Origin of the sequence: Nonomuraea sp. SYSU D8015 (genome assembly GCF_008065375.1) — a bacterium.
In the GTDB taxonomy this organism is placed as follows: domain Bacteria; phylum Actinomycetota; class Actinomycetes; order Streptosporangiales; family Streptosporangiaceae; genus Nonomuraea.
Genome location: NZ_VJYI01000001.1, coordinates 494894 through 518614, shown reverse-complemented (window position 1 = coordinate 518614; position 23721 = coordinate 494894). Strand labels below are relative to the sequence as shown.

Genomic DNA, 23721 nt, shown 5'->3' with positions numbered 1-23721 from the left:
AAATGCTCACCCTGAGTCAGGTCAATTGTCAGTAAAGCGGCCTGGGCACCGGGCTCAGCAGCGGGGTGGGATCCGGCGCCGGCGGCTTCTCCGGCGGGATCAGCTCGGGATGGCGCGACAGATAACCCTCGGGGAACGTGGTCGCGTCCTGGCGCCCGCACCGCGGGCAGATGGCGCCGGGCGAGGGCGGCGGCACCACCAGCCCGTTGCGCAGCCAGACCTCACCTGCGTTGCCGTGCTCGTCGTCGGCGTGCCTGACCAGGTAGCCCTCTTCCCACACGTGCCAGCAGCTCCGGCACTCGAATGGCACGATCCTGCGTTCTTCTTCCAACGAGGTCACCCCCTTGTTTCCGAGTTTCCGCCTGCTTGTCGAAATCTCGCAAGCGACTCACCGAACGGTGAAGATAAAGGTCAGGGCACCTGCGACCACGCAGAGCGTGCCAAGCCAGGCGAAGACCGCGTCGAGCCGGGAATCAAGGGGCTTGCCGCCGTGCAGCGCGGCCTGCACCCGCCGGAAGCGGGCGCGCGTCCTGATGAGCAGCACGCCGCCGCAGAGCGCGGCCAGCGCGAACACCACGACGGCCAGGGCCGGCAGGCCGCTCCTGACCGCCAGCCCGGCCGCGCCGAGCCCGCCGGTGGACAGTGCCACGGCCGTGCGCACCCAGGCCAGCCTCGTCCGCTCGCTCTGCAGTCCACGATCCCAGACCTCCTCTTCGGGGGCCATCCTCACCTCCTCAGAGTGAGAGGACGATGAGAACGAGGGCGATGACCGCGACGGCGGTCACGCCGTACCCGAAGACGGCCGCGAGCGCGGGCGGCGGCAGCGGCGCCTGATTGCGCAGGGCCCGCTGGATGTTGCGCCAGCGGGGGTACGCCATGCCCGCGGCCAGCGCGGACAGCGAGACGAGGACGATGGCCAGCGCGGTGCGGATCCAAGGCACGAACACGTGGGACGGCACGGCGGCCATGGCCACCCCACCCGCGCTGAGCGCCAGCGCCGTGCTCAGCCATGTGAGGAATGTGCGTTCGTTGGCCAAGGTGAAACGCGGGTCGGGCTCCATGATTGAGACGGTAGTTCGTCCATATTTCCCCTAGAGAAGGCGGGATTGCCTATGCCCCAGGGGCGGGAGGCCTGGTCAGCCGGTGCAGGCCTTGGTCACCTTCTCCAGGTACGCGGCCGAGTCGGTGGCGACCTTCTGCGCGGCGTCGACGGCGTCGTTGGCGTTGTTGACGTTGATGCCGCTCAGGGTGTTGGCCAGGTCGTTGGTCGCCTCCTTGAGCGTGGTGTTGGCGGCCTTGTCCGCCACGTCGTTGAGCTTGGTGGCGGCGTCGTCCAGGGCCTTGTCCATGGCCTGAGGGTCGTTGGTCAGCTTGGCGACCTGCGCGCCGAGCTCGCTGACGATCTTCGGCGCTTCCAGGCACGCCTGGGCCTTGTCGATGGTCTGGTTGACCTCACCGCACCCGGCGGCGAAAACGCCGATGGCGAAGAGGGCGAGGGGCACGAACCGGCTCTTGTGGAGTCGCATGCTTCGACCCTACCCAACCGCCCCTGCCCGGCCGGGGAATAAGACACTCACGCAGGCGAGATTCGGTGGAGGTGGCGTGGCGAGGGCCATGGAACCGCGCACGGTCAGCGTGCGGCTCACCCTGGACGAGTACCGTCACGAGCCCGACGGCGGCATCCGGCGATGCCGGTCGGAGGTGCTGATGGACGTCACGGCGGACGGGGAGGCGGTCGTGGCGTTGGTCGCCGCGCAGGTCGAGGAGAGCGGCCGGCTGACCGGTTGGACACGGTGGCGATCCGGTCAGGAGCGGCTGCTTCGCTGGGATGCGTCGGTCAAGCGAATCGATGAACTTCCGCTGCCCACTCCGCCGGGCATCACAGCCGTTCTCGAGGACGCCTTCGGGCCGAATTCTCCGGGCGACATTCGCGAGCGGACCTTCGAGGCGGTCGATCCGCGAAATGGACAGGTGCAGAGCAGGATCAGCGCTATCCGCCTCAGCGACACTCTCGTGATCACAGCGGACATTCTGGAGATGATGGCCTCTGTCCCCTCCGGCGGCAACACGAAATTCCTCCGTCCCGCAGGCGAGGACTGACGAACCCGGCCGCCGAGCCATCAGGTGCCACCCTGGTCGGCCAGGCATCATACGGTTTTCGATATCGGCCGATTCGCGATATCGCTATTAGACATCCCCGGATCGCATCTGCTTTGCTCCTGGCGCTGACAACCGAGAGCAAGGATTTGACATGCGACACTTCCGCGCCCGCCGGCTCGCGGCCGCTTTGACGATCTCGTTCCTGTCCGCAGGCACGCTCGGCACGGTCCCGGCCTCCGCCGCCACCGTGGTGGCGGTGCAGGCGGTCTCCGGCGAGGCCCAGGTCAAGAAGGAACTGCGCGCGCTGGAGAAGTCCTTCAAGGGCCGCATCGGCGCGTACGCCGTCGACACCGCCACCGGCAAGACCGTGGGGTACCGGGCGGGCGAGCGCTTCCCGCTGCTGTCCACGTTCAAGGCCATGGCCTGCGCGGCCGTGCTGCACAAGGCCCGCACCTCGGAGCCCGGGCTGATGGACAAGAGGATCCGCTGGACGGCCGCCGAGGTGCTGGACTACTCCCCGGTGACCGAGAAGCACGTCGAGGACGGGCTGACCGTGGCCCAGCTGTGCGAGGCGACCATCACGGTGAGCGACAACACCGCGGGCAACCTGATCCTCAAGGAGATCGGCGGCCCCGCCGGCCTGACGAAGTACTTCCGCTCGCTGAAGGACCCGATCTCCCGCCTGGACCGCTACGAGCCCGGGCTGAACGACTGGACGCCCAAGGACAAGCGCGACACCACCACCCCCGCGGCCATCGCCCGCGACCTGCGCGCGCTCACGACCGGAAACGCCCTGCACGCCAAGGACCGCGAGCAGTTCAACGCCTGGCTGATCGCGACCAAGACCGGCGACGCGCGCATCCGGGCGGGCCTGCCCAAGACCTGGACGATCGGCGACAAGACCGGCACCAACTCCACGGGATTCGGCGGCGGGAACGACATCGCCGTCATCTGGCCCAAGAAGGGCGCCGCCCCCATCGTCATGGCGGTCTACACCAACCGCACGCCGGGCCTGCCCACCGACGAGAAGACGATCGCGAAGACCGCCACGATCCTGGCGCGCGGCCTCGGAAAGCTCTGATGGCACGTCGGGGGACGAACGTTGTACGTCTCGCCGCCGCGGGCGCGGCGGCGGGCGTGCTCCTGGCCGGGATCGCCGTCCCGGCCGTCGGGGGCGCGGGCTTCGGGCTCGTGTCGGCGGCCGGGGCGGTGGACCTCAGGCCGGCCGACCTCGTGGAGCCGCCACCGGCCGAGGTCACGATCGTGCAGGACGCCCGGGGGAAGGAGATCGCGCGGTTCTACGAGGAGTACCGCGAGGTCGTGGGCTTCGACGAGATCGCCGAGATCATGAAGACGGCGATCGTCGCGATCGAGGACTTCCGCTTCTACGAGCACGGCGCGATCGACATCGAGGGCACGCTGCGCGCGCTCGCCACGAACCTGCAGGCCGGCAAGGTGAGCCAGGGCGGGTCGAGCATCACCCAGCAGTACGTCAAGCAGGTGCTGCTCAACTCCGCCGACACCGAGAAGGAGCGGAACGCGGCGCTGGAGGCGAGCTACGCGCGCAAGCTGAACGAACTGCGGTACGCCATGGGCGTCGAGAAGAAATACACCAAGGACCAGATCCTCGAGAAATATCTGAACATCGCCTACTTCGGCGCCGGCGCCTACGGCGTGGAGGCGGCGGCGAAGCGCTTCTTCGGCGTCCGGGCGGCCGACCTCACGTTGCCGCAGGCCGCGACGCTGGCGGGCGCCGTGCAGGACCCGAACGCCACGGACCCCAACCTCGGCAGGAAGCATCGGGAGCGGCTGCTGAACCGTCGCAACGTCGTGCTGAACCGGATGGCCGAACTGGGCAAGATCCCCCCCGCGGAGGCGGCGGAGGCGAAGGCCGCCAAGCTCGGCTACAAGGGCACGAAGCTGCCGGGCGGCTGCGAATCCAGCAAATATCCCTATTTTTGCCTGTATGTCCGCCACGAGATCCTCAGCAATCCCGACTTCGGGAAGACCGCCGAGGCTCGCCTGGCGACGCTGAACCGCGGCGGCCTGACCATCAGGACCACGCTCGACGCGGCCATGCAGGCGGCCGCCGACCGGGCGATCAGGAAGCACGTGCACGCCTCGGACGCCCCGGTCGCCGCCCAGGCCCTGGTCCAGCCCGGCACGGGAGCGATCAAGGCCATGGCCGCGAGCAAGCCGTACGGGCCGCGCAAATCGCGGAACGAGATCTCGTACAACGTGGTCGCGGACGCCGCCCACGGCGGCGGGATCGGCTTCCAGGCCGGGTCGACTTTCAAGACGTTCACGCTGATCACCGCGCTGAAGCAGGGCATGAAACTCGACGACGGCCTGACCGCGGGCGCCGGCTACCGGGCGCCGGGCTACGCGACGTTCAAGAACTGCGAGGGCGGGAGCATCGGCGACCCCTCCCACACGGTCACCAACGACGAGGGCTCTCCCGGGTGGAAGACGTTGCGGACCGGCACGTGGGACTCGGTGAACACGTTCTTCATGGAGCTGGAGCAGCGGGTCGGGCTCTGCGAGACCGTCGAGACGGCCAAGTCGCTGGGCATCCGTCGCGCGGACGGCCGGAAGCTGCAGGAGTACGAGACGTTCACGCTCGGGATCAACGAGATGGATCCGGTGACGGTGGCGGCCGCGTACGCGGCGATCGGGGCACGGGGCCGCCACTGCGCGCCCATGGCCATCGCGCGCATCACCGATCGCGACGGTAAGACCACCTCCTACCGGCCGAAATGCCGCCAGGCCCTCGACCCGGCGATCGCGGACGCGACGGCGGACGTGCTGTCCGGGGTGTTCACCGAGGGCACGATGAGCGCCGTCGGCGGCATCGGCCGCCCCGCCGCCGGCAAGACCGGCACCACCGACCAGTACGCGGCCGCCTGGTTCGCCGGGTTCACTCCTGATCTGGCGGGGGCGGTGAGCATCGGGGATCCGCGCGGGTCCCAGCGGCACAAGCTGGCCGGGGTGACGATCGGTGGCCGGTACTACGGGACCGTGGCCGGGGCCACCCTTCCGGGGCCGATCTGGAAGGACACGATGGTGGGTGCGCTGAAAGGGGTGGAGCCGTCGTCGTTCACGCCCGTCGACACGGCCCGCTTCGGGGGATGTGGCGAGAGCTGCCGCCCCGAGCGGAGGGACACCGACGCGGAGCCGGAAAGCGGTTCGCCGGACACCGCCGAGCCGGACACCCCCGAGCCCGGCTACGGCGGCCCGGGCGACGGCGACCCGGGCGCCTCTGAGCCGGACGGCGGCGACCAGTAGGTCGTGGCGGGGTGGCGGCTGTCGACGCGGGTACGAGTACCTGCGCCTACACCGCCTGACACCGAGGAGAGAGCGCATGGGAGCCGCCCCGCGTCCCCGGCGCGGGGCCCGCGCGCGGGAGCACCCGTGAGAGGCGGGCTGCGGCGGCTCTCCGACGCGTTGTTCCCCGGCCACGCGGCCGAGTACGGCACCCTGCCGACCCTGCTGATCGTGCTGACCGTCACGACCGGCCTCGTGGACGCCGTCACGTTCCTCGGCCTGAACCGGGTCTTCGTCGCCAACATGACCGGCAACGTGGTCTTCCTCGGCTTCGCCCTGGCCGGCGACCCCCAGCTGTCGAGGTGGGCTCCGCCGCTGGCCGTCGCGGCCTTCACCGCCGGGGCGTGGAGCGCGGGCCGGTTCGCGGGATGGGTGAGGGACATGCGGCGGGGGTTCACGGCGCTCACGGCCGCGCACGCGGTCCTCGTCGCCGGCGCTCTCGCGGTGGCCCAGGTGGCGGGACATCGCGAGACCGCCGCGCAGGCGGCGCTCATCGGGCTGCTCGGCTACGGCATGGGCCTGCAGAACGCGGCCGCGCTCCGGCTGGGGGTGCCCGACCTGGTCATGACGACCGTGCTCACCACCATCCTCACGCGTCTGGCCACCGACCGACCGGGACGGGCGGCGATGCGCCGGTCGGTCACCCTCGGCGCGCTGTTCACCGGCGCGGTGACCGGCGCCGTGCTCTACCGGCACGCCGGTCCCGCGCCCGTGCTGGCGGCGGTCACGGCCTTGCTCGCGATCGTCGCCTTCGCGTCGCGCCCGCCCGCGCGGCGGCCTGAGACCAGGGCCTCCTTCCCGGACGATCAGTGAAGACGGGACGGTTCGCGGCCCAAATGGTCTCAAGGACGTATAGCGGTGTCCTCGACCCGGCGATCGTGGACGCGACGGCGGACGTGCTGTTCGGCGTGTTCGCCAAGGGCGCCATGCGAGAGGTCGGCGGCATCGGCCGCCACGCCGCCGGCAAGACCGGCACCACCGACCAGTACACGGCCGCATGGTTCGCCGGGTTCACGCCTGATCTGGCCGGTGCGGTGAGCGGCCGATCTGGAAGCACACGATGATCGGTGCCCTGAAGCGGATGAGTGATCAGATCCATCTACGGATCGGTGCCGAGCCGTGGTGCCCGGCCGACACAGCGAAGATCGACAAGATCCTCGACCACTACGACATTCCACTCGCTGGGATCATCCAGCAGCACCGCAGGTACTACATCTTCGAGTGCCTGGATGGCCACGGGAACACGTCCAACCTATGGGCCTATGCCGAGATCAGCCGGCAAGAGCGACGCCAGCTTCTCAAGGTGAAGGAGCGAAGTGAGCTCTCGCAACTGTTCACGTCGATCCTCAAGTCCCGCTCGTTCACAGCCGCCGTGGCCATCAATCACGGACTGGAGTTGGCGGCCACAGTTGACCAACCTGACCGAGCACCAGTGAAGGCCGCATCGACAGCGATCACGCGCGAGGCCGACACAGTTCGCGCGGTGGACGGTCTCGCCGCTTGCTGAGGGAGAAGGCCACCCCGCCGCACGCACGGACCCTGGCCAACGAACCCGGGGCCGGGGTGGGAAGATCCGACGGGGGTGTGGAGCTTGCCCACAGAGCATGGCCGAGCGATAGCGAGGACCACTCTGGGTGGGCTCCCGCCAGCCCACCGGGTAATCGGGATTGGGGTGGGCTGGCGAGCGGAGCGAGCGGGGTTTTCGGGGGTTCGGGTTACAGCTTGGCGAAGCAGGGGCCGTCGAAGGTGTACGACTTCGCCGTCTCGCCGGTGAAGAAGTCCTTGACGATCGAGACGCCGGTCGGGGCCTGGTCGTCCACCTTGTTGATCAACGTCTGGCGGAAGGTCGCCGTGTTGGCGTCGTCGGCGTAGTTGCCCGCCTCAGGGGGCAGCATGCCCTCGTAGTCCACGGTCTTCAGGGTCTTCACCGCGGCCAGCAGGCCCTTTCTGCTCACGTCCCCGCCGGCCACCATCTTGTCCAGGGCGGCCTTCAGCGGGTACGCCCACGCCCAGCCGGACGTGTAGCCCTCGTTGGCCGTCACGTTCGGGAACGCCTCGCGCAGGGCCTTGTGGCCGGGCGTGTCGGCGTCCCACGGCTTGCCGGGGGCCGACTGCTCGTACAACGCCTTCAGCGCGGGCGCGGCCGGGGACTTCAGCAGGGCCGGGTTCCACGTGGGGCCCGTGCCGATGAAACGGCCCTTGTAGCCGGCCGCGGCGGCCTGGCCGATGATCGTGGCGGCGTCCGCCGGGCCCGTCGTGAGGATGACCAGGTCGGGCTTGTTCTTGGTGATCTCGGTGATGGCGCGGCCCTGTTCGTTCGCGCCCGTGGGCGTCTCCACACTGGTGAACGTCAGGCCGTTCCGTTCAGCGGCGATCTTGGCGCCGGCGGCGGCGTCCGCGCCGTAGTCACCGGCCAGGTGGACGGCCATGACGGACTTCGGCTTGTACGTCTCCACCGCGTAGTCCACGGAGTTCATGGCCTCCACGCAGTAGTTGGCCCCGGACTCGACGATCACGTCCTCGAACTCCCAGGCCGAGGTCCAGGAGGCGGGGGCGGCGACGATGTCGTTGGCCTTGAGGTCGGCGATGATGGCGGCGGTCGTGGGGGAGCCGAGCGTCTGGGCCAGGCCGAGCACCTGGTCCTTGATCTCGTTGTAGACCTGCCGGTGCACCTCCGGGTTGTACTTGTTGTCCCGGACGTAGCGGGTGACGTCCACCTCGTACTTGCCGCCGATGCCGCCCGCCTTGTTGACGCGGGCCCAGAACGCCTTCTGCGCGTCGGTGATGGGCACGGCCAGCGCGGCGAACGGCCCCGAGGTGAGGTCGGAGATCGAGCCGAGGTAGATGCATCCCTTGTTGCGGTCGACCGCGTTGGGACATGGCTCCGTGGTGACACCTGGCGCCTGGGCGCCGCCCTTGCTGCCCTCGTCGTCCCCCCGGATGACGCCGCACGCGGACAACAGAAGGGCCACCGACGCGGTGAACGCCACCACATAGCGACTCTTCATGAAAAATCCTCTCTCAGTATGAAAAGGGCCAGGATTTCCAGTAGTTGCGGATCCGGATCCACAGACCGAACAGGCCGCGCGGCTCGAAGATGAGGAACAGCACGATCAGCAGCCCGTACAGCACGGTCTCGACCTGGAACACGTTGGGGGTCTGCGTGGTGTCGCCGCTGACGAACGGCACCAGCGAGGGCAGCGACCTGGTGAGGGGCTGCAACAGCGTGATGAACAGCGCGCCCGCGATCGACCCTGACACGGTGGCCACGCCGCCGATCAGGACCATCGCGATGAACTGGACGGACATGAGCAGGCTGAACGAGCCCGGCTCGACGTACCCGGAGATCGTGTAGAGCAGGCCGCCGGCGCAGCCCGCGTAGAAGGAGCTGATGCCGAAGGCCAGCACCTTGTAGCGGGTCAGCGGCACCCCGATGACCTCCGCGGCGATGTCGCGGTCGCGGACGGCGGCGAAGGCGCGGCCGATGCGCGAGCGGGCCAGGTTGCGGGCCGCGACGGCGAAGACGATCAGCAGCGCCAGCATGAGCGTGTAGAGCAGCTGCTCCTTGGTGCCGAGCGGCCCGTCCTGGTCGAGGCGGACGCCGAAGAGCTGCGGCACGGCGGCCTCCCGGCCCACGCCGGGGCCGCCGGTCAGCTCCTGCCACTCCTTGAAGATGTGCTCGCCCAGGAAGACCAGACCAAGAGTGACGATGGCCAGGTAGAGGCCACGCAGGCGGGTGGCCAGCGGCGCGACCAGAACCCCGGCCGCGGCGGCGACGAGCCCGGCCGCGGGCAGCCAGATCCAGATCTCCGCGATCCCGTAGCCGAGCCGCTGGCCGTCCACGGGCCCGGACAGGGCGGCGGCGGTGTAGGCCCCGATGGCCACGAAGAAGGCGTGGCCGAGGGAGACCTGGCCGGCGTACCCGGTGACGATGTTGAGCCCGATCGCGCCGATGGCCATCACGTACGCCGTGGCCAGCACCTCCAGTGACCGGTCCTGCAGCAGCACCGTCAGCGCGAACGCCAGCACCACCAGCAGCCCCGTCCACACCCGCTTGGCCCGCGTGTCGAGCAGCGCCATGTCCTGGGCGTAGGAGGTGTAGAGGAGCGGCCGGCCACGGACCCTGTGAGACCGGCCGGTCGGTATGTCAGGGGCGGCCGGGGCCGCCGCGGAGCGCGTCGTCTCGGTCATACCCGCTCGACCTCCCGGGTCCCGAACAGGCCGTACGGCCTGACCAGCAGCACGATCAGCATCACCACGTACGGCGAGACGACCGCGAAGTTCTGTCCCAGCCAGGGTGCGAACTCCCCTTGGTAGGACTGGAACAGCGACTCGACCACGCCCACGACCAGCCCGCCCACGACGGCGCCGCCGAGCGAGTCGAGCCCGCCCACGATGATCGCCGGCAGCGCCTTCAACGCGATGATCCAGGTCAGCTGCTCGACGCCCTGCCCGGTGCCGACGAACATCCCGGCGATCGCCGCCAGGAATCCGGCGAGCCCCCACGACAGCGCGAACACCATGCCGACGGACACCCCCTGCGCCAGCGCGGTCTCCTGGTCGAAGGCCGCCGCCCGCATGGCGAGCCCGTACTTCGTGTAGCGGAAGAACGCGAACAGCAGCGCCACCAGCACGGCCGTCACCAGCAGCATGGCCAGCCAGCGGCTCTGCACGACCAGCGGCCCGAGCGACACCTGCGTGAATCCCCACGGATCGCCCATCTGCCGCACGTCGCGCCCGATGAAGGCGTTGACCACCACCCGCACCACCACGTCGATGCCGAGCGTGATGATCGCCACGACGAAGACCGGCCGCCCCACCATGGGCCGGATCGCCACCCGCTCGATGCCCAGCGCGACGAGGGCGATGAGCAGCGCGGACAGGATCACGGCGGCGTAGAAGCCGGTCACCTCGGCCAGGTAGCTCACCGCGACGGCCCCGGCCAGCATGAGAGCGGGCTGCGCGAAGCTGATCACCCGCGTGGCCTTGTAGATGATCACGAATCCGAGGGCGAGCAACGCGTACACCGAGCCGTTGCCCAGGCCCCTGATGATGGTCTCCAGCAGCCCCTTCACCGGGCGTACATCCCTTCCACCAGGTCCTCGAACAGCTTGGCGATGGCGCTGCGCTTGACCTTCTGGGTGGCGGTCAGCTCGCCGTCCTCGTGGTCCAGCTCCTTGGGCAGGAACGCGAAGCGCTTGACCTGCTCGACCGAGGCGAAGCGGGCGTTGACCTCGTTGACGATCCCGCGGACGAGCTCCCGCGTCTCCGCCTTCTCCGACAGGTCCCGATAGGTCGTGTACGGCAGCCCGCGCCGCCGCGCCCACTCCCCCACCGTGTCCGGCTCGATCCCGATCAGCGCCACCAGGTACGGCCGCTGGTCCCCGATGACCACGGCCTCCTTCAGGTACGGCGACGCCTTCAAGGCGTTCTCGATCTCGCTGGGCGCGACGTTCTTGCCCCCGGCCGTGATGATGATGTCCTTCATCCGGTCCGTGATCCGCACGTGCGTGCCGTCCACCCACTCGCCCACGTCGCCCGTGTGCAGCCAGCCGTCGGGATCGAGCACGTCGGCGGTGGCACGCGGGTTGCGCCAGTAGCCGGCGAAGTTGCCCGGGTGCCTGGTCATGATCTCGCCGGTGGCCTCGTCGATCTTCAGCTCGATGCCGGGGTGCGGCTCGCCGACCGTGCCGAGGCGCACCCGTCCAGGGCGGTTGGCGGTGGCGATGGCGGTGTTCTCGCTCATGCCGTACACCTCGTGCATGGGGATGCCGATCCCCATGTAGAACTTGAGCACGTCGGGCGCGATGGGCGCGGCGCCGGAGGCGGCGTAACGCACCCGCCGCATGCCGAGCCGCTCGCGCAGCGCGCGATAGCAGAAGACCCACCCGATCGCGTACGCCAGCCGCGTCCCCAGCGTGTGCGTGCCTCCCGTGCGCACCAGCGTGTCGCCGATCCGGTCGGCCACCCGCAGCCAGAACCGGGTGATCGCGCGCTTGAGCGGCGAGGCCGACTCCAGCTTGATGTTGACCTGGGCGAGCACCTTCTCCCAGATGCGCGGCACCCCGAACAGGATCGTCGGCTGCACCTCGCGCAGGTTGGCCTGGACGGTGTCGATGGACTCGGCGAAGTTCACCTGCACGCCCGCCGCGGAGTTGAACCACACGGTGAACGCGCGCTCGGCCACGTGACACAGCGGCAGGTACGACAGCGCGAGGTCGCGTTCGGAGGGCGGCGGGGAGGTGAAGCCGCCGCCGGTGACGAGCGTGTCGACGGCGAACTCGACGTTGCCGACGGTGAGCATGACGCCCTTGGGCGGCCCGGTGGTGCCGGAGGTGTAGATAAGCGTCATCACGTCGTCGGGCGCCGCCTCGGCCATGCGGCGCTCCACGGCATCGGGGTGCCCGGCCCGGTGCTCGGCACCCAGGGCGAGGAACTCCGGCCAGGACATCAGCAGGTCGTCGTCGTAGCGGCCGCGGATGCCGCGCGGCTCCATGTAGACGATCCGCCGCAGGTCGGGGCACTCGTCGCGGACGGCCAGGGCCTTGTCGACCTGCTCCTGGTCCTCGGCGAGGAGGATCGCGGCGCCGGAGTCGGCCAGCAGGTACGCGACCTCGGCGGGCGGGTTCGTCGGATAGAGGCCGACCGTGATGCCGCGCACCGCGACCGTCCCCAGGTCGCCGTAGAGCCACTCGGGGCGGTTCTCGGAGTGGATGGCCACCCGGTCGCCCGGCTCGATCCCCAGCGCGAGCAGGGCGTGCGCGACCAGCTCGACCTGCGTCCAGTAGGCCGCCCAGGTGACCTCCTGCCATATGCCGAAGTCCTTGTGCCGCATCGCGACGGCGTGCGGGGTCGCTCTGGCCCGCTCACGCACCCTGTCCACGATCGTCATGCGGTCCCTCCGAGATACGCCTCGATCACCTTGGGGTCCTGCTGCACCTCGGCCGGGCTGCCCAGCGCGACCGGGCGGCCGAAGTCCAGCACCAGCACGCGGTCGGCCAGGTCCATGACCAGCCCCATGTCGTGCTCCACGAGGACGACGGGGATGCCCAGCTCGTCCCTGATGTCCAGCACGAACCTGGCCATGTCCTCGGTCTCCTCCAGGTTCATGCCGGCCACCGGCTCGTCGAGCAGCAGCAGCCGCGGCTCCATGGCGAGGGCCCGGCCCAGCTCGACCCGCTTCTGGATCCCATACGGGAGCAGCCGCACGGGGTGGCGGCGCCAGGCCTCCAGCTCCAGGAAGTCGATGATGTCCTCGACCTTGGCGCGGGCGGCCAGCTCCGCCCGCCGGGCGCGGCCGTACCAGAGGACGGCCGCGAACGCGCCGTAGCCGAAGTGGTGGTGCCGGCCGAGCATGAGGTTGTCCAGGACGGTGAGGTTGTGGAACAGCTCCACGTTCTGGAACGTCCTGGCCAGGCCCATGGCGGCGATCTCGTGCGGCCGTTTGAGCAGCAGGTCCTCGCCCAGGAAGGTGACGCGGCCGCTCTGGGGCCGGTAGACGCCCGACAGCACGTTGAAGATCGAGGTCTTGCCGGCGCCGTTCGGCCCGATGATCGCCAGCAGCTCCGCCTGCCCCACCTGGAAGGAGACGCCGTCCACGGCCTTGACGCCGGCGAAGCTCAGGTGCACGTCCTCGAACGTCAGGAGAGCCGTCATGAGAGCCACCGCTTCCTCCGCTTGTAGTGCTTGACCTCGCGGAAGGACCGGACGGCCCCCAGGTAGAACTCCTTGATGTCCTCGTCGGCGAGCAGTTCCTTCGCCGGCTTGTCCATGACGATCTTCCCGGTCTCCATGACGTAGCCGTGGGAGGCGATGGACAGGGCCATGGTGGCGTTCTGCTCGACCAGCAGGACCGTGGTGCCCTGCCGGTTGATCTCGACGATGAGGTCGCGTACCTGGGCGACCAGCGACGGCGCGAGGCCCAGGCTGGGCTCGTCGAGCAGCAGGTAACTGGGGCCGGCCATGAGCGCGCGGCCGACGGCCAGCATCTGCTGCTCGCCGCCCGACAGGTAGCCGGCCACGCTCTTGCGCCGCTCGCGCAGCAGCGGGAACAGCGCGTAGACGCGGTCGAGGTGGGACTCGGCCGCGGTGTGGCCGCCGACCTTGAGGTTCTCCTCGACGGTCAGCTCGGCCAGGATGCGGCGGCCCTCCATGACCTGGCTGACCCCGCGGCGGACGATCTGGGCGGGTTTGAGGTGGTGGATGGGCTCGCCCTCCAGCGTGACGGCGCCCTTGGTGATCTCTCCGTCGTGCACGTCGAGCAGCCCGGACAGGGCCCGCAGGAGCGTGGTCTTGCCCGCGCCGTTCGCGCCGAGCAGGGCCACGATCGAGCCGGGCGGGACGGTGAGGCTCACGCCGCGCAGCACGAGCATCACATCGTCGTAGACGACCTCGAGGTTGCGTACCTCCAGCACGCGCGGCTCCCGGGAACGGTGTGGTCTATGTCACTCCCCCGATGAGCACAATGTCCACGTTTGCCCGTCAGCCGACAAGAGGCCCGGCCGAAATTAGGCAGTGCACTGGCCCTAAGATTGCTGTTATGGCAATGTGCGAGCATCTTTCCCAGGCTGGCGACCCGCCCGCGCGGACGCCGGAGGGCTGCGAGGAGTGCCTGGCCGACGGCGGCCGTTGGGTGCACCTGCGGCGCTGCCTGGAGTGCGGCCACGTCGGGTGCTGCGACTCCTCGCCCGCCAAACACGCCAGCGCCCACTTCCGCGCCACCGCCCATCCGGTGATCCAGTCGTTCGAGCGCGGCGAGGGCTGGCGGTGGTGCTTCGTGGACAGCCAGATGGGCTAGGACGCTCTCCCGGGCGGGCGGGTCAGCGCTCGAGGATCGCCTCCTCGAAGTCGAGCTGGGCCATCACCTCGCGCATCACCTCGTCGTCCAGGCGGCGCTCGTCGCGCAGACGCACGAAGACCTGGCGCTCGGCCTGGAGCATCTCGCGGCGCAGACGCCGGTAGAGCGCGCTCGGGGTCTCCGCGCCGCCCTGGCCGGTGCCGCCGCCCAGGCGCTCCCACGCGGAGAGCGAGCGGCGCCACGACTTCTCCCTGAGCTGGTCGATGACCTGCTTCTGGATCTCGTCGGGCTCGCCATCCTGCTCGCCGACCAGCCGCTCCAGCTCGGCCACGCCGGCCTCCAGCGCCGCCTGCTGGGCCGCCGCCTCTGCCAGGCGGTCTTCGTACTGCTCCTGCTCGCTCGACACCCGCAGCCGCCTGATCAGCGGCGGGAACGTGGTGCCCTGGATCAGCAGGGTGCCGATCACGGTCGTGAACGTCAGGAACAGCAGCAGGGCGCGGTCGCGCGCGGGCACCTCCGGCGGGATGGCGAACGCCGCCGCCAGCGACACCACGCCGCGCATGCCCGCCCAGCTCAGGATCACCGACTGCTGCGGGGTCGGCGCCGGCTGCCAGCCGGGCCTGGACAGCAACCGGATCAGCCCCGTGACGGCGAACACCCAGGCGAACCTGCTCGCGATCGTCACGCCGAGCACCGCGGCGGCGTAGCCCGCGACCTCCCACGCGCCGTAGCCGCCGATGCCTTCGATCACCGTCACGAGCTGCAGCCCGATCAGCGCGAACACGATCGTCTCGAGGAAGAAGTCGGTGACCTTCCACACCGCGTCCGACACCAGCCGCGTGCCGAACCCTCGCAGGTGCATGCGGTAGCCCAGGTAGAGGCCGACGATCACCACCGCGATCACGCCGGAGGCGTGGACCGACTCGGCCGCGAGGTAGGCGGTGAACGGGATCAGCAGCATCACCGTGTTCTCGACCAGCGAGTCGCGCGTGTGCTGGAACAGCCAGGCGAAGACGAACGCCAGCGCCAGCCCGATCACCACGCCGCCGGCCGCCGCCAGCAGGAACTGGCCGACGCTGTCGAGCAGGTCGACCGTGCCGCCGACGAACGCCCCCAACGCCACCCGGTACGCCGTCAGCGCCGTGGCGTCGTTGAACAGGCTCTCGCCGATCAGGATCGTCAGCGTCCTGCGCGGCAGCCCGAGCCGCCGCCCGACCGCGACGGCGGCCACCGCGTCGGGCGGCGCGATGATGGCGCCCAGCGCGAACGCCAGCGGCAGTGGCAGGGCCGGCACCAGCAGGTGGACGACCATCCCGACAAGGGCCGTGGTGAACAGCACCAGCCCGATCGACAGCAGCGCCACGGCCCGCTTGACGTCACGCAGCCGCAGGTAGGAGCTGTCGAGGGCGGCCGAGTAGAGCAGCGGCGGCAGGAACACGTAGAGCGCCAGCTCCGGGTCGAGCGGGACCGCCGGCACCAGCGGCGAGACCAGCAGCCCGGCGGCCACCAGCAGCAGCGGGGCCGGCCAACCCCTCCGCCGTGCCACGGCCGAGACCGCGATGGCGCCGCCGGCCACCAACAGCAGCTGCAGGCCCAGGATGGGACTCACCGATGCTCCTCCTGCCTCGGCCGATCACCTCGCCTGGAGCGTACCTGGCGGGCCGAGGTGGAGCATCACCACTCCCTGCGGTCGCTCCTCTGGTGGTAATCCGGCTGCTCAGGGCGCAGGCGTTCACCGGTGGAGAACATGGGGTCCCCGGCGTACGGGCGGGGGGTGTTCGGGTCCGGCTGTTGCTGGTGCGGCTGGTACTGCTGCTCCTGGCGGCCGAGCGCCAGCAGCGGGTCCACCGGGTTGGCCTGCTGGGGCTGCTGGTAGGCGGCGTAGTCGTCCATGGCCGGCTGCTGGGGTGCCGCCCGGCGGCGGCCGGCGCCCGGGATGCCGTGCATGGGCGTGCCCAGGCCCGCCCCGCCGCCTTGGCTGGGCTGGGGCTGCGCGTAGGCCGGGGCCGGGGCCTCCTGGCGCCGCCCGAAGGGGTCGGAAGCGGAGGCGTAGGGGTCGGACGGGTACGGGTCGGCGGGGAAGGGGTCGGACCGGTGCTGGGGGGCGGCGTAGGAGTCGGCGGCCTGGGAGGCCGCGTAGGGGGAGGCCGCCTGGGAGGGGAAGCCGAGCGGGTCGGTGCTCACCGGTGACGGGCGGCGCTGGTCGGCGCCGGGCATCTGGTAGACGGGCTCGTTGTCGGCGTACTGGGAATTGCCGAAGGGGTCGGGCTGCTGCTGGTACTGCGGGGCGTCCCCGGTGTACTGGGGGCCGCTGAAGGGGTCTCCGGTGTACTGGGGCTGAGGGCCCGTGGGGTCGACGTACTGGGGGCCGGTGAAGGGCGGCCGCTCGCCGTAGGCGGGGTTCGCGTCCCTCGGGGCCGTGGTCTCGCCGAACGAGGCGACGAGCTTGTCCTGCGGCGCCGGGCCCCTGGCCACGAGGACGTCGTTCGGTGACAGCGCGGCGGTGGGCCGGTCGTCCAGAGGCTGCTGGTGATGGGGCTGCTGCTGGAGGTGATCGGGCTGGGGCGGGCGCTGGTATTGACCGGTGCCCGGGATGACCTCGGTGCCCGGATCGTGCGCGGGTACGGCGGGCTGCTCGCCCGTCGCCTCGGCGTAGCCCTCGTCGAGCGTGTCGAGCAGCCGGCCGACGTCCTCCATCGGCATGCGGAAGCTCGCTGTGCACATCTCCCCTCGCCACAGGCTGAGCACCAGGGTGCCCTCGTGCCACGTGACCCGGAGACACCGCTCCTGACCTCGTGCATCGAAGAAGACTTCGCCAAATGATGGCAACGGGACAACTTCCGACATGGCAGACATACTGCTAAACCAGCCCTTATTCGTCCACTCAACCCCGGAAAACCCTACGGAACCGGCCTTCCCCTACACACCGTGAACCCCTCTGATCACACACGGGTGATCGCGTTTGACCAGTTGGAGTCCCGATCGCCCAGTGTGCCACGCGCGCCGCCGGAAGGATTCGGGAACGCCGGGATGTGCATGGCCGATCACACCGCGTTCGGCACGGCGACCCGGAAAATGCGGGTAGCGTTTACTGCCGTGCCGGACTCCCATCTCCCGCCAGTCGACGAGCTCCTCAAGGTCGCGGTCAGCGCTCTCGGAGGGAGCGAACGGCAGGGCCAGGTCACAATGGTCCGCGCCGTGCAGAAGGCCATCGACGACGAGGAGCATCTCGCGGTCCAGGCGGGCACGGGCACCGGCAAGTCGCTGGCCTACCTCGTGCCGTCGATCCGCCACGCGATGGACAGCGACAAGCCGGTCGTGGTCTCCACGGCCACCATCGCGCTGCAGCGCCAGCTCGTCGACCGCGACCTGCCCCGGCTGGCCGAGGCGCTGAGCAAGGAGTTGCCGCACGAGCCGACCTTCGCGATACTCAAGGGCCGCCGCAACTACCTGTGCCGCTACAAGGCCACGGCCGGCTGGCCCGAGGAGGACGAGCAGGACCAGCTGTTCGACCCGCGCGAGGTGAGCGCGACCGGCCGCATGGTGCAGCGCATCCAGGAGTGGGCCGAGGAGACCGAGACCGGCGACCGCGACGAGCTGGTGCCGGGGGTGAGCGAGCAGGCCTGGCGGCAGTTCTCGGTGAGCGCGCAGGAGTGCCTGGGCGCCAACCGCTGCCCGAGCGGGGCCGAGTGCTTCGCCGAGCTGGCCCGCGCGCGGGCGGGCGAGGTCGACGTGGTGGTGACCAACCACGCGCTGCTGGCCATCGACGCCATGGGCGACCTGCCGGTGCTGCCGGAGCACGAGGTCGTGGTCGTGGACGAGGCTCACGAGCTGGTCGACCGGGTGACGTCGGTGGTGACGAGCGAGCTGTCGGAGCTGACGGTGTCGCTGGCGGTGCGCCGGGTGGGCAGGCTGATCGAGCAGGCCGTCGCCGACCAGTTGCAGGAGGCCGGCGAAGACCTCAAGGCGCTCCTGGCCGCCGCCCCGCCGGGGCGCATCGACGAGCTGCCGCAGGTGCTCGGCCTGACGCTGCAGCTCATCCGCGACACGGCCTGGCGGTGCATCACGGCTCTGGGGCCGCGCAACGCCGACAAGGACGACCCTGACAAGGCGGGGCAGCGCAAGGCGGCCTTCACGGCGCTCGACGAGGTGCACGACACGGCGGTACGCATGCTGGAGGCGTACGGGCACGCCTCCGAGGCCGACCGGGCCGAGGTCGTGTGGCTCGACGGGGGCACCGACCGGCGCCCGCCCATGCTGCGGGTGGCGCCGCTGACCGTCGGCGGCATGCTGCGCGACAAGCTCTTCGGCGAGCGTACGGTGATCCTCACCTCCGCCACCCTGGCCCTGGGCGGCACGTTCGACGCGCTGGCCGCGCAGTGGGGGCTGGGCGACAGCAAGGAGTGGCAGGGCATCGACGTCGGCTCGCCGTTCGACCACCCCAGAGCCGGCATCCTGTACGTCGCCAAGCACCTGCCGCAGCCGGGGCGCGACGGGCTGCCGCAGCAATACCTGGACGAGATCGCCGAACTGATCGAGGCCGCCGGGGGGCGCACGCTGGGGCTGTTCTCGTCTATGCGCGCCGCCAAGGCGGCCACGGAGGCGCTGCGCGACCGGCTGGACGTGCCGCTGCTGTGCCAGGGGGACGACTCGACGATGCTGCTGGTCAAGCAGTTCGCCGAGGACGAGCGCACCTGCCTGTTCGGCACGCTGTCGCTGTGGCAGGGCGTGGACGTGCCGGGGCCGTCGCTGCGGCTGGTCATCATCGACCGGGTCCCGTTCCCACGCCCCGACGACCCGCTGACCTCGGCCAGGCAGCGGCACGTGGCGGCCAGGGGCGGCAACGGCTTCATGGCGGTGGCCGCCAACCACGCCGCCCTGCTGCTGGCGCAGGGGGCGGGCCGCCTGCTGCGCGCCCAGGACGACAAGGGCGTCATCGCGGTCCTGGATCCCCGCCTGGCCACGGCCCGCTACAGCGGCTTCCTCCTGGGCTCCCTCCCCCCGTTCTGGCGCACCACGGACCCCGCCATCCCCCGCGCGGCCCTGAAGCGTCTGGCAGCAGAGTCCCCGAACTGACCCACTCCCCGGCGGGGTCGTCCGGCGCCCCGCCGAACGCCGACCCCCGCCGCCCGTTCGCAGGGCCGACCCGCCCGCCGTCGCCCGCGTCCCACGGCGTATGCACGTCCAGCGGGCGGCGCTCGGCATGTGGGGCGGCGCTCGGGCGGCGCGCGGCGAATCGGCGGCGGGGGGGAATCGACGGTGCCCAGGGCTGCGCCGGACGCCCGCCACCGCGGAACGCACGCACTCAAGGCCCACGCCACCGCAGAACGCACGCCACCGTGGGTGTGGGTGCCGTCACCCGCGCCTTCCGAGCGCCGGTGCGGCGAGGGGGTGTGCGGCGGAGCCCGGCGCAATGTGCACGGCGACCAGGCCGGGAACCACGGAGCCGGTCAACATGGGCTCGCGTAACGGCGGGCCACCGGTGAAGGGATCAGAGGCCGTTTCCTGGAGGGCCCTCAGCCGGAGTACGGCGAGTGGCAAGCCACGGCAACGCGTAACAGATGATTACCCGAACGGGGTCAGGGTGGGGCGTTTGGGGGAGAGCCCGTCGCCCGAGGAGACGCCGCGCAGGCGGCGCGCCACCCAGGGAACCAGGTGCTCGCGCAGCCATTGGGCGTCCTCCCGCCGCCGCGCCCGTGGATCCACCGTCCGCGCCGGCCAGTCCTTGCGCCAGTCCTCGAATGGCACCCCCAGCACGTCCAGCACCCGCGCCGCCACCAGCCGGTGACCGTCCTCGTTCATGTGGAGCCGGTCGGCGCTCCACGCCCGCCAGTCGCGCAGCCCCTGCATCGACCACTGGTCGACGAGCCGGCACCCGTACAGGTCGGCGATGGACCGCACGTGCAGGTAGAAGATCGCGAAGCGGCCCCGCAGCCGCCGCATCAGCGGCGTGTCGCGCGGGTCCACCCCCGTGAACAGCAGCACGTCCGCGCCGCCGGCCCGCAGGTCGCGCACGGCCCCTGCGACCTTCTTGGCCATGACGTCCGGGTCGCTCCCTGGTCTGAGCAGGTCGTTGCCCCCGGCGCAGAAGCTGACCAGGTCGGGCGCCATCTCGACGGCCTGCGGCACCTGCTCGGCCACGATCTGGTCGAGCAGCTTGCCGCGGACCGCCAGGTTGGCGTAGCGGAAGGACGGGTCGTCGGCGGCCAGCCGCTCGGCCACCCGGTCGGCCCAGCCGCGGTAGTGGCCATCGGGGCCGGGGTCGTTCAGTCCTTCGGTGAAGCTGTCCCCGAGGGCGACGAAGGACTTGTAGTGCCTCATGAGGTGGTCTTCATCTCCACGATCGCCTGCAGCGCAAGGACGTATGACTGTAGTCCGAAGCCCGCGATGGTGCCCGTCGCCACCCCGGCGACGACCGAGGTATGGCGAAACTCTTCCCTGGCTGCGGGATTGGAGATGTGCACCTCGATCAGCGGGGCGGTGCGCTGGGCGGCCGCGTCGCGCAGGGCGTAGGAGTAGTGGGTGAACGCGGCCGGGTTGAGCACGACCGGGATGCGGCCGTCGGCGGCCTCGTGCAGCCAGCCGACCATCTCGGCCTCGTCGTCGGTCTGGCGCACCTCGACGTGCTCGCCGAGCTTGCGGCCGGTGTCGCGGCAGAGCTCGACGAGGTCCTCGAACGTCTCGGCGCCGTAGACATCGGGCTCGCGGGTGCCGAGCCGGCGCAGGTTGGGGCCGTTGAGCACGAGGATCATGCGGAGATCTCCTTGTACGCGGCTTCGAGCAGCTCTTCCGAGGGATCTTCGAGGCGGCCCGGCTTCGCCAGGTCGTCGAGCACCACGAACCGCTGCTTGGCGCCGCGGTTCTTCTTGTCGAGCCGCATGTGGTCGCGCAGGCGCGGCCAGGCGCCGGCGCGGTAGGAGATGGGCAGGCCCACGCTGGTGAGGATGGCGCGGGTACGGTCGACGAGGTCGGCCCGCCCGGAGAGCCTGGACAGCTCGGCGGCGTAGACCATGCCGATCGCGACGGCCTCGCCGTGGCGGATCTCGTAGTGTTCGTCGCGCTCGATGGCGTGGGCCAGCGTGTGACCGTAGTTGAGGATCTCGCGCAGGCCCGCCTCGCGCAGGTCGGCGCCCACGACGTCGGCCTTGACGCGGATCTTGCGTTCGATGAGCTCTCTGGTGTGGGGGCCGTCGGGGCGGGTGGCGGCCTCGGGGTCGGCCTCGATGAGGCGGAGGATCTCGGGGTCGGCGATGAAGCCGCCCTTGATGACCTCGGCCAGCCCCGCCACGTAGTCGCGGCGCGGCATGCCGGACAGCGTGGACAGCTCGCACAGCACGCCCGCGGGCGGCAGGAACGTGCCGACGAGGTTTTTGCCCTCGGGCGTGTCGATGCCGTTCTTCCCGCCGACCGCCGCGTCGACCATGGCCAGCAGCGTCGTGGGCACGAGCACGACCTGCACGCCGCGCAGCCACGTGCCGGCCACGAACCCGGCCAGGTCGGTCGTCGCCCCGCCGCCCACGCCGACGACGGCGTCGGAGCGGGTCACGCCGGCGCGGCCGAGCGCGGACCACAGCCCGGCCGCCACCTCGACGGTCTTGGCCTTCTCACCGTCCGGCACGGGCAGGTCGACCACTTCGTAGCCGGCCTCGGTGAGGGCCGCGCAGACGGGACGGGAGAGCTCCTGCAGGGTCTCCGGGCGGATCACCGCGACCGTGCGGGCGCCCGGTCTGACCAGCGTGGTCAGCTCGGCCAGCACGCCGGTGCCGACCACCACGTCGTACGGGCTGTCGCCCCGCACGGTGATCCTGGTCGCGTCCGTCATGCGGGCAGTCCCTTCACGATCTCGTCGGCGAGCTCTGCCGGCTCCCGCTTGTCCGTGACCACGGTCATCACGGCCAGCCGCTCGTAGACCGGCCGCCGCTCCTCCATGAGCTTCTTCAACTGGCTGCGCGGGTTGAGCACGAGCAGCGGCCGGGCCGAGGCGAGCCCGACCCTCTGGACCGCGTCGGCCAGCCCCACTTGGAGGTAGACCACGTGGTGGCCGGCGAGCAGGGCCTGGGTCTCCTCGTTGAGCACGGCCCCGCCGCCCAGGGACAGGACGCCGTCGTGCTCGGCCAGGGCGCGGCGCACGGCCTCGTGCTCCAGCTCGCGGAAGCGGGCCTCGCCGTCCTCGACGAAGATGTCGGCGACGGGCTTGCCGGCCACGGCCTCCACGTCGGCGTCGGTGTCGCGGAACCCGACGCCGAGCCGCTCGGCCAGCAGCCGCCCGACCGTGGTCTTGCCGGACCCCGGAGGGCCTATGAGCACAGCCGTCGTCATTTGATCACCATGGAAGAGAGGTAGCCGGAAAGGTTGCGGGCGACTTCCTCGACGGAGTCGCCGCCGAACTTCTCGAGCGCCGCGTCGGCCAGCACCAGCGCGACCATGGCCTCGGCCACGATGCCGGCCGCCGGCACGGCGCACACGTCGGAGCGCTCGTGGTGGGCCTTGGCCGCCTCACCGGTCTTGACGTCGATCGTGGCCAGCGCCCTGGGCACCGTGGAGATCGGCTTCATCGCGGCGCTGACGCGCAGGATCTCGCCGTTGGTCATGCCGCCCTCGACGCCGCCCGCGCGGTTGGTGATGCGCTTGACGCCGTCTTCGGCGGTGTATTCGATCTCGTCGTGGGCGCGGGAGCCGGGCCTGCGGGCGGTCTCGAAGCCGTCGCCGACCGCGACGCCCTTGATCGCCTGGATGCCCATGAGCGCGGCGGCGAGCCGGGAGTCGAGCCTGCGGTCCCAGTGGGTGTAGCTGCCGAGGCCGGGCGGCAGACCGTAGGCGAGGACCTCGACGACGCCGCCGAGCGTGTCGCCGTCCTTGTGGGCCTTGTCGATCACGTCGACCATGGCGGCGCTGCCCTCGGGGTCGGCGCACCTGACCGGATCGGCGTCGATCGTGGCCAGGTCGCCAGGGCCGGGCAGGCTCTCCGCCGGGGTGCGGGCGCCGCCGATCTCGGTGACGTGGCTGACGATGTCGACGCCGAGCGCCTGCTTGAGGAAGCGCCTGGCGACCTCGCCGAGCGCGACGCGGGCCGCGGTCTCGCGGGCGCTGGCCCGGTCGAGCACCTGCCTGGCGTCGTCGAAGCCGTATTTCTGCATGCCGGCCAGGTCGGCGTGGCCGGGGCGCGGGCGGGACCTGGGAGCGTTGCGGGCCAGGCCCTCCAGCTCGGCCGGGTCGACCGGGTCGGCCGCCATGACCTTTTCCCACTTGGGCCACTCGGTGTTGCCGACGCGGATCGCGACGGGGCTGCCCATCGTCCGCCCGTGCCGGATGCCGCCGACGATCGTGACCTTGTCCTCCTCGAACTTCATCCGGGCGCCCCGGCCGTAGCCGAGACGGCGGCGACGCAAGGCCTCGTCGATCGCGGCCGTGGTCACCTCTACCCCGGCCGGCAGGCCTTCCAGGATGGCGACGAGTTCGGGCCCGTGGGATTCTCCGGCGGTCAACCAGCGCAACATGCG

25 protein-coding genes are annotated in these 23721 nt (G+C 70.7%); 8 read left to right on the top strand and 17 right to left on the bottom strand.

The annotated features are described in order from the left end of the window. Positions 1–28: 28 nt before the first annotated feature. From ID574_RS04260 to ID574_RS04245, 4 genes are all read right to left on the bottom strand, one after another. Positions 29–310, bottom strand: coding sequence for a hypothetical protein (locus ID574_RS04260; RefSeq protein WP_188187410.1), 282 nt, complete (start codon positions 308–310; stop codon positions 29–31). Between the two features lie 78 nt (positions 311–388). Further along, positions 389–724, bottom strand: a complete 336-nt coding sequence (locus tag ID574_RS04255) for a DUF202 domain-containing protein (RefSeq protein ID WP_188187409.1) — start codon at positions 722–724, stop codon at positions 389–391. Between the two features lie 10 nt (positions 725–734). After that, on the bottom strand, positions 735–1061 hold the full coding sequence (locus tag ID574_RS04250) for a YidH family protein (protein ID WP_188187408.1): 327 nt from the start codon (positions 1059–1061) through the stop codon (positions 735–737). 75 nt (positions 1062–1136) lie between these two features. Beyond that, positions 1137–1526 (bottom strand): hypothetical protein, encoded by a 390-nt coding sequence (locus ID574_RS04245; RefSeq protein ID WP_188187407.1) that lies wholly within the window; start codon positions 1524–1526, stop codon positions 1137–1139. Between the two features lie 181 nt (positions 1527–1707). On the opposite strand from ID574_RS04245, the gene ID574_RS04240 reads away from it, so the two are divergent. The 6 genes from ID574_RS04240 to ID574_RS04215 all read left to right on the top strand — a co-directional run bounded on the left by ID574_RS04240 (position 1708) and on the right by ID574_RS04215 (position 6931). Next, positions 1708–2100, top strand: coding sequence for a hypothetical protein (locus tag ID574_RS04240; RefSeq protein WP_188187406.1), 393 nt, complete (start codon positions 1708–1710; stop codon positions 2098–2100). A gap of 151 nt (positions 2101–2251) precedes the next feature. Further along, entirely contained in the window at positions 2252–3181 is a 930-nt protein-coding gene (bla, locus tag ID574_RS04235) for a class A beta-lactamase (protein WP_188187405.1), read from the top strand. Continuing rightward, the gene (locus ID574_RS04230) at positions 3181–5385 is read left to right on the top strand and encodes a transglycosylase domain-containing protein (protein ID WP_188187404.1); all 2205 of its coding nucleotides are present in this window, start codon (positions 3181–3183) and stop codon (positions 5383–5385) included. Before bla ends, ID574_RS04230 begins: the two co-directional genes overlap by 1 nt. 126 nt (positions 5386–5511) lie before the next feature. After that, positions 5512–6237 carry a YoaK family protein gene (locus ID574_RS04225; RefSeq protein WP_188187403.1) on the top strand — a complete coding sequence of 242 codons (726 nt, stop codon included), beginning with the start codon at positions 5512–5514 and terminating at the stop codon, positions 6235–6237. A gap of 23 nt (positions 6238–6260) precedes the next feature. After that, a complete protein-coding gene (locus tag ID574_RS04220; protein ID WP_188188383.1) occupies positions 6261–6488 on the top strand; it encodes a hypothetical protein in 228 nt (75 codons plus the stop codon). Then, positions 6485–6931 carry a hypothetical protein gene (locus tag ID574_RS04215; protein ID WP_188187402.1) on the top strand — a complete coding sequence of 149 codons (447 nt, stop codon included), beginning with the start codon at positions 6485–6487 and terminating at the stop codon, positions 6929–6931. Before ID574_RS04220 ends, ID574_RS04215 begins: the two co-directional genes overlap by 4 nt. Before the next feature lie 208 nt (positions 6932–7139). On the opposite strand, the gene ID574_RS04210 is transcribed toward ID574_RS04215, so the two are convergent. The 6 genes from ID574_RS04210 to ID574_RS04185 are packed head-to-tail and all read right to left on the bottom strand — an operon-like array spanning position 7140 to position 13838. Further along, complete coding sequence (locus tag ID574_RS04210; protein ID WP_188187401.1) at positions 7140–8432, bottom strand: ABC transporter substrate-binding protein; 1293 nt, start codon at positions 8430–8432, stop codon at positions 7140–7142. A gap of 13 nt (positions 8433–8445) precedes the next feature. Next, the gene (locus ID574_RS04205; RefSeq protein WP_188187400.1) at positions 8446–9615 is read right to left on the bottom strand and encodes a branched-chain amino acid ABC transporter permease; all 1170 of its coding nucleotides are present in this window, start codon (positions 9613–9615) and stop codon (positions 8446–8448) included. Then, positions 9612–10499 (bottom strand): branched-chain amino acid ABC transporter permease, encoded by an 888-nt coding sequence (locus ID574_RS04200; RefSeq protein ID WP_188187399.1) that lies wholly within the window; start codon positions 10497–10499, stop codon positions 9612–9614. Before ID574_RS04200 ends, ID574_RS04205 begins: the two co-directional genes overlap by 4 nt. Continuing rightward, on the bottom strand, positions 10496–12316 hold the full coding sequence (locus ID574_RS04195; protein WP_188187398.1) for an AMP-dependent synthetase/ligase: 1821 nt from the start codon (positions 12314–12316) through the stop codon (positions 10496–10498). Before ID574_RS04195 ends, ID574_RS04200 begins: the two co-directional genes overlap by 4 nt. Beyond that, positions 12313–13080 carry an ABC transporter ATP-binding protein gene (locus ID574_RS04190; RefSeq protein WP_188187397.1) on the bottom strand — a complete coding sequence of 256 codons (768 nt, stop codon included), beginning with the start codon at positions 13078–13080 and terminating at the stop codon, positions 12313–12315. Before ID574_RS04190 ends, ID574_RS04195 begins: the two co-directional genes overlap by 4 nt. Continuing rightward, positions 13077–13838, bottom strand: coding sequence for an ABC transporter ATP-binding protein (locus ID574_RS04185; RefSeq protein WP_188187396.1), 762 nt, complete (start codon positions 13836–13838; stop codon positions 13077–13079). Before ID574_RS04185 ends, ID574_RS04190 begins: the two co-directional genes overlap by 4 nt. A gap of 125 nt (positions 13839–13963) precedes the next feature. Here ID574_RS04185 and ID574_RS04180 point away from each other — a divergent pair, with 125 nt between their 5' ends. Further along, the gene (locus ID574_RS04180; RefSeq protein WP_188187395.1) at positions 13964–14221 is read left to right on the top strand and encodes a UBP-type zinc finger domain-containing protein; all 258 of its coding nucleotides are present in this window, start codon (positions 13964–13966) and stop codon (positions 14219–14221) included. 22 nt (positions 14222–14243) lie between these two features. Here the strand turns inward: ID574_RS04180 and ID574_RS04175 are convergent, their stop codons facing one another. Then, a complete protein-coding gene (locus ID574_RS04175; RefSeq protein WP_188187394.1) occupies positions 14244–15830 on the bottom strand; it encodes a Na+/H+ antiporter in 1587 nt (528 codons plus the stop codon). 65 nt (positions 15831–15895) lie between these two features. Continuing rightward, positions 15896–16924, bottom strand: a complete 1029-nt coding sequence (locus tag ID574_RS04170) for a hypothetical protein (protein ID WP_188187393.1) — start codon at positions 16922–16924, stop codon at positions 15896–15898. Between the two features lie 372 nt (positions 16925–17296). Here ID574_RS04170 and ID574_RS04165 point away from each other — a divergent pair, with 372 nt between their 5' ends. Continuing rightward, positions 17297–19297, top strand: coding sequence for an ATP-dependent DNA helicase (locus ID574_RS04165; RefSeq protein ID WP_188188281.1), 2001 nt, complete (start codon positions 17297–17299; stop codon positions 19295–19297). 489 nt (positions 19298–19786) lie between these two features. Here ID574_RS04165 and ID574_RS04160 read toward each other — a convergent pair whose 3' ends face one another. From ID574_RS04160 to aroC, 5 genes are read right to left on the bottom strand one after another with little or no spacing between them, the layout of a single operon-like run. Further along, positions 19787–20542, bottom strand: coding sequence for an SGNH/GDSL hydrolase family protein (locus ID574_RS04160; protein ID WP_188187392.1), 756 nt, complete (start codon positions 20540–20542; stop codon positions 19787–19789). Further along, on the bottom strand, positions 20539–20973 hold the full coding sequence (gene aroQ / locus ID574_RS04155; RefSeq protein ID WP_188187391.1) for a type II 3-dehydroquinate dehydratase: 435 nt from the start codon (positions 20971–20973) through the stop codon (positions 20539–20541). Before aroQ ends, ID574_RS04160 begins: the two co-directional genes overlap by 4 nt. Then, entirely contained in the window at positions 20970–22043 is a 1074-nt protein-coding gene (gene aroB / locus ID574_RS04150; protein ID WP_188187390.1) for a 3-dehydroquinate synthase, read from the bottom strand. The genes aroQ and aroB overlap by 4 nt, the downstream gene beginning before the upstream one ends. After that, positions 22040–22540: a shikimate kinase gene (locus ID574_RS04145; RefSeq protein WP_188187389.1), complete on the bottom strand. Its 501-nt coding sequence runs from the start codon at positions 22538–22540 to the stop codon at positions 22040–22042. Before ID574_RS04145 ends, aroB begins: the two co-directional genes overlap by 4 nt. Continuing rightward, on the bottom strand, positions 22537–23718 hold the full coding sequence (gene aroC, locus ID574_RS04140) for a chorismate synthase (protein WP_223166353.1): 1182 nt from the start codon (positions 23716–23718) through the stop codon (positions 22537–22539). Before aroC ends, ID574_RS04145 begins: the two co-directional genes overlap by 4 nt. Positions 23719–23721 lie beyond the last annotated feature (3 nt).

Excerpts from the sequence above, each read along its gene's own strand:
- ID574_RS04190 (WP_188187397.1), bottom strand. The coding sequence starts at position 13,080 with ATGACGGCTCTCCTGACGTTCGAGGACGTGCACCTGAGCTTCGCCGGC.
- ID574_RS04145 (WP_188187389.1), bottom strand. The coding sequence starts at position 22,540 with ATGACGACGGCTGTGCTCATAGGCCCTCCGGGGTCCGGCAAGACCACG.
- ID574_RS04210 (WP_188187401.1), bottom strand. The coding sequence starts at position 8,432 with ATGAAGAGTCGCTATGTGGTGGCGTTCACCGCGTCGGTGGCCCTTCTG.
- ID574_RS04230 (WP_188187404.1), top strand. The coding sequence starts at position 3,181 with ATGGCACGTCGGGGGACGAACGTTGTACGTCTCGCCGCCGCGGGCGCG.
- aroB (WP_188187390.1), bottom strand. The coding sequence starts at position 22,043 with ATGACGGACGCGACCAGGATCACCGTGCGGGGCGACAGCCCGTACGAC.
- ID574_RS04255 (WP_188187409.1), bottom strand. The coding sequence starts at position 724 with ATGGCCCCCGAAGAGGAGGTCTGGGATCGTGGACTGCAGAGCGAGCGG.
- ID574_RS04180 (WP_188187395.1), top strand. The coding sequence starts at position 13,964 with ATGGCAATGTGCGAGCATCTTTCCCAGGCTGGCGACCCGCCCGCGCGG.
- ID574_RS04245 (WP_188187407.1), bottom strand. The coding sequence starts at position 1,526 with ATGCGACTCCACAAGAGCCGGTTCGTGCCCCTCGCCCTCTTCGCCATC.
- ID574_RS04170 (WP_188187393.1), bottom strand. The coding sequence starts at position 16,924 with ATGCCGATGGAGGACGTCGGCCGGCTGCTCGACACGCTCGACGAGGGC.
- aroQ (WP_188187391.1), bottom strand. The coding sequence starts at position 20,973 with ATGATCCTCGTGCTCAACGGCCCCAACCTGCGCCGGCTCGGCACCCGC.
- ID574_RS04250 (WP_188187408.1), bottom strand. The coding sequence starts at position 1,061 with ATGGAGCCCGACCCGCGTTTCACCTTGGCCAACGAACGCACATTCCTC.
- ID574_RS04215 (WP_188187402.1), top strand. The coding sequence starts at position 6,485 with ATGATCGGTGCCCTGAAGCGGATGAGTGATCAGATCCATCTACGGATC.
- ID574_RS04240 (WP_188187406.1), top strand. The coding sequence starts at position 1,708 with ATGGACGTCACGGCGGACGGGGAGGCGGTCGTGGCGTTGGTCGCCGCG.
- bla (WP_188187405.1), top strand. The coding sequence starts at position 2,252 with ATGCGACACTTCCGCGCCCGCCGGCTCGCGGCCGCTTTGACGATCTCG.
- ID574_RS04195 (WP_188187398.1), bottom strand. The coding sequence starts at position 12,316 with ATGACGATCGTGGACAGGGTGCGTGAGCGGGCCAGAGCGACCCCGCAC.
- ID574_RS04160 (WP_188187392.1), bottom strand. The coding sequence starts at position 20,542 with ATGAGGCACTACAAGTCCTTCGTCGCCCTCGGGGACAGCTTCACCGAA.
- aroC (WP_223166353.1), bottom strand. The coding sequence starts at position 23,718 with ATGTTGCGCTGGTTGACCGCCGGAGAATCCCACGGGCCCGAACTCGTC.
- ID574_RS04205 (WP_188187400.1), bottom strand. The coding sequence starts at position 9,615 with ATGACCGAGACGACGCGCTCCGCGGCGGCCCCGGCCGCCCCTGACATA.
- ID574_RS04220 (WP_188188383.1), top strand. The coding sequence starts at position 6,261 with ATGGTCTCAAGGACGTATAGCGGTGTCCTCGACCCGGCGATCGTGGAC.
- ID574_RS04165 (WP_188188281.1), top strand. The coding sequence starts at position 17,297 with ATGCGGGTAGCGTTTACTGCCGTGCCGGACTCCCATCTCCCGCCAGTC.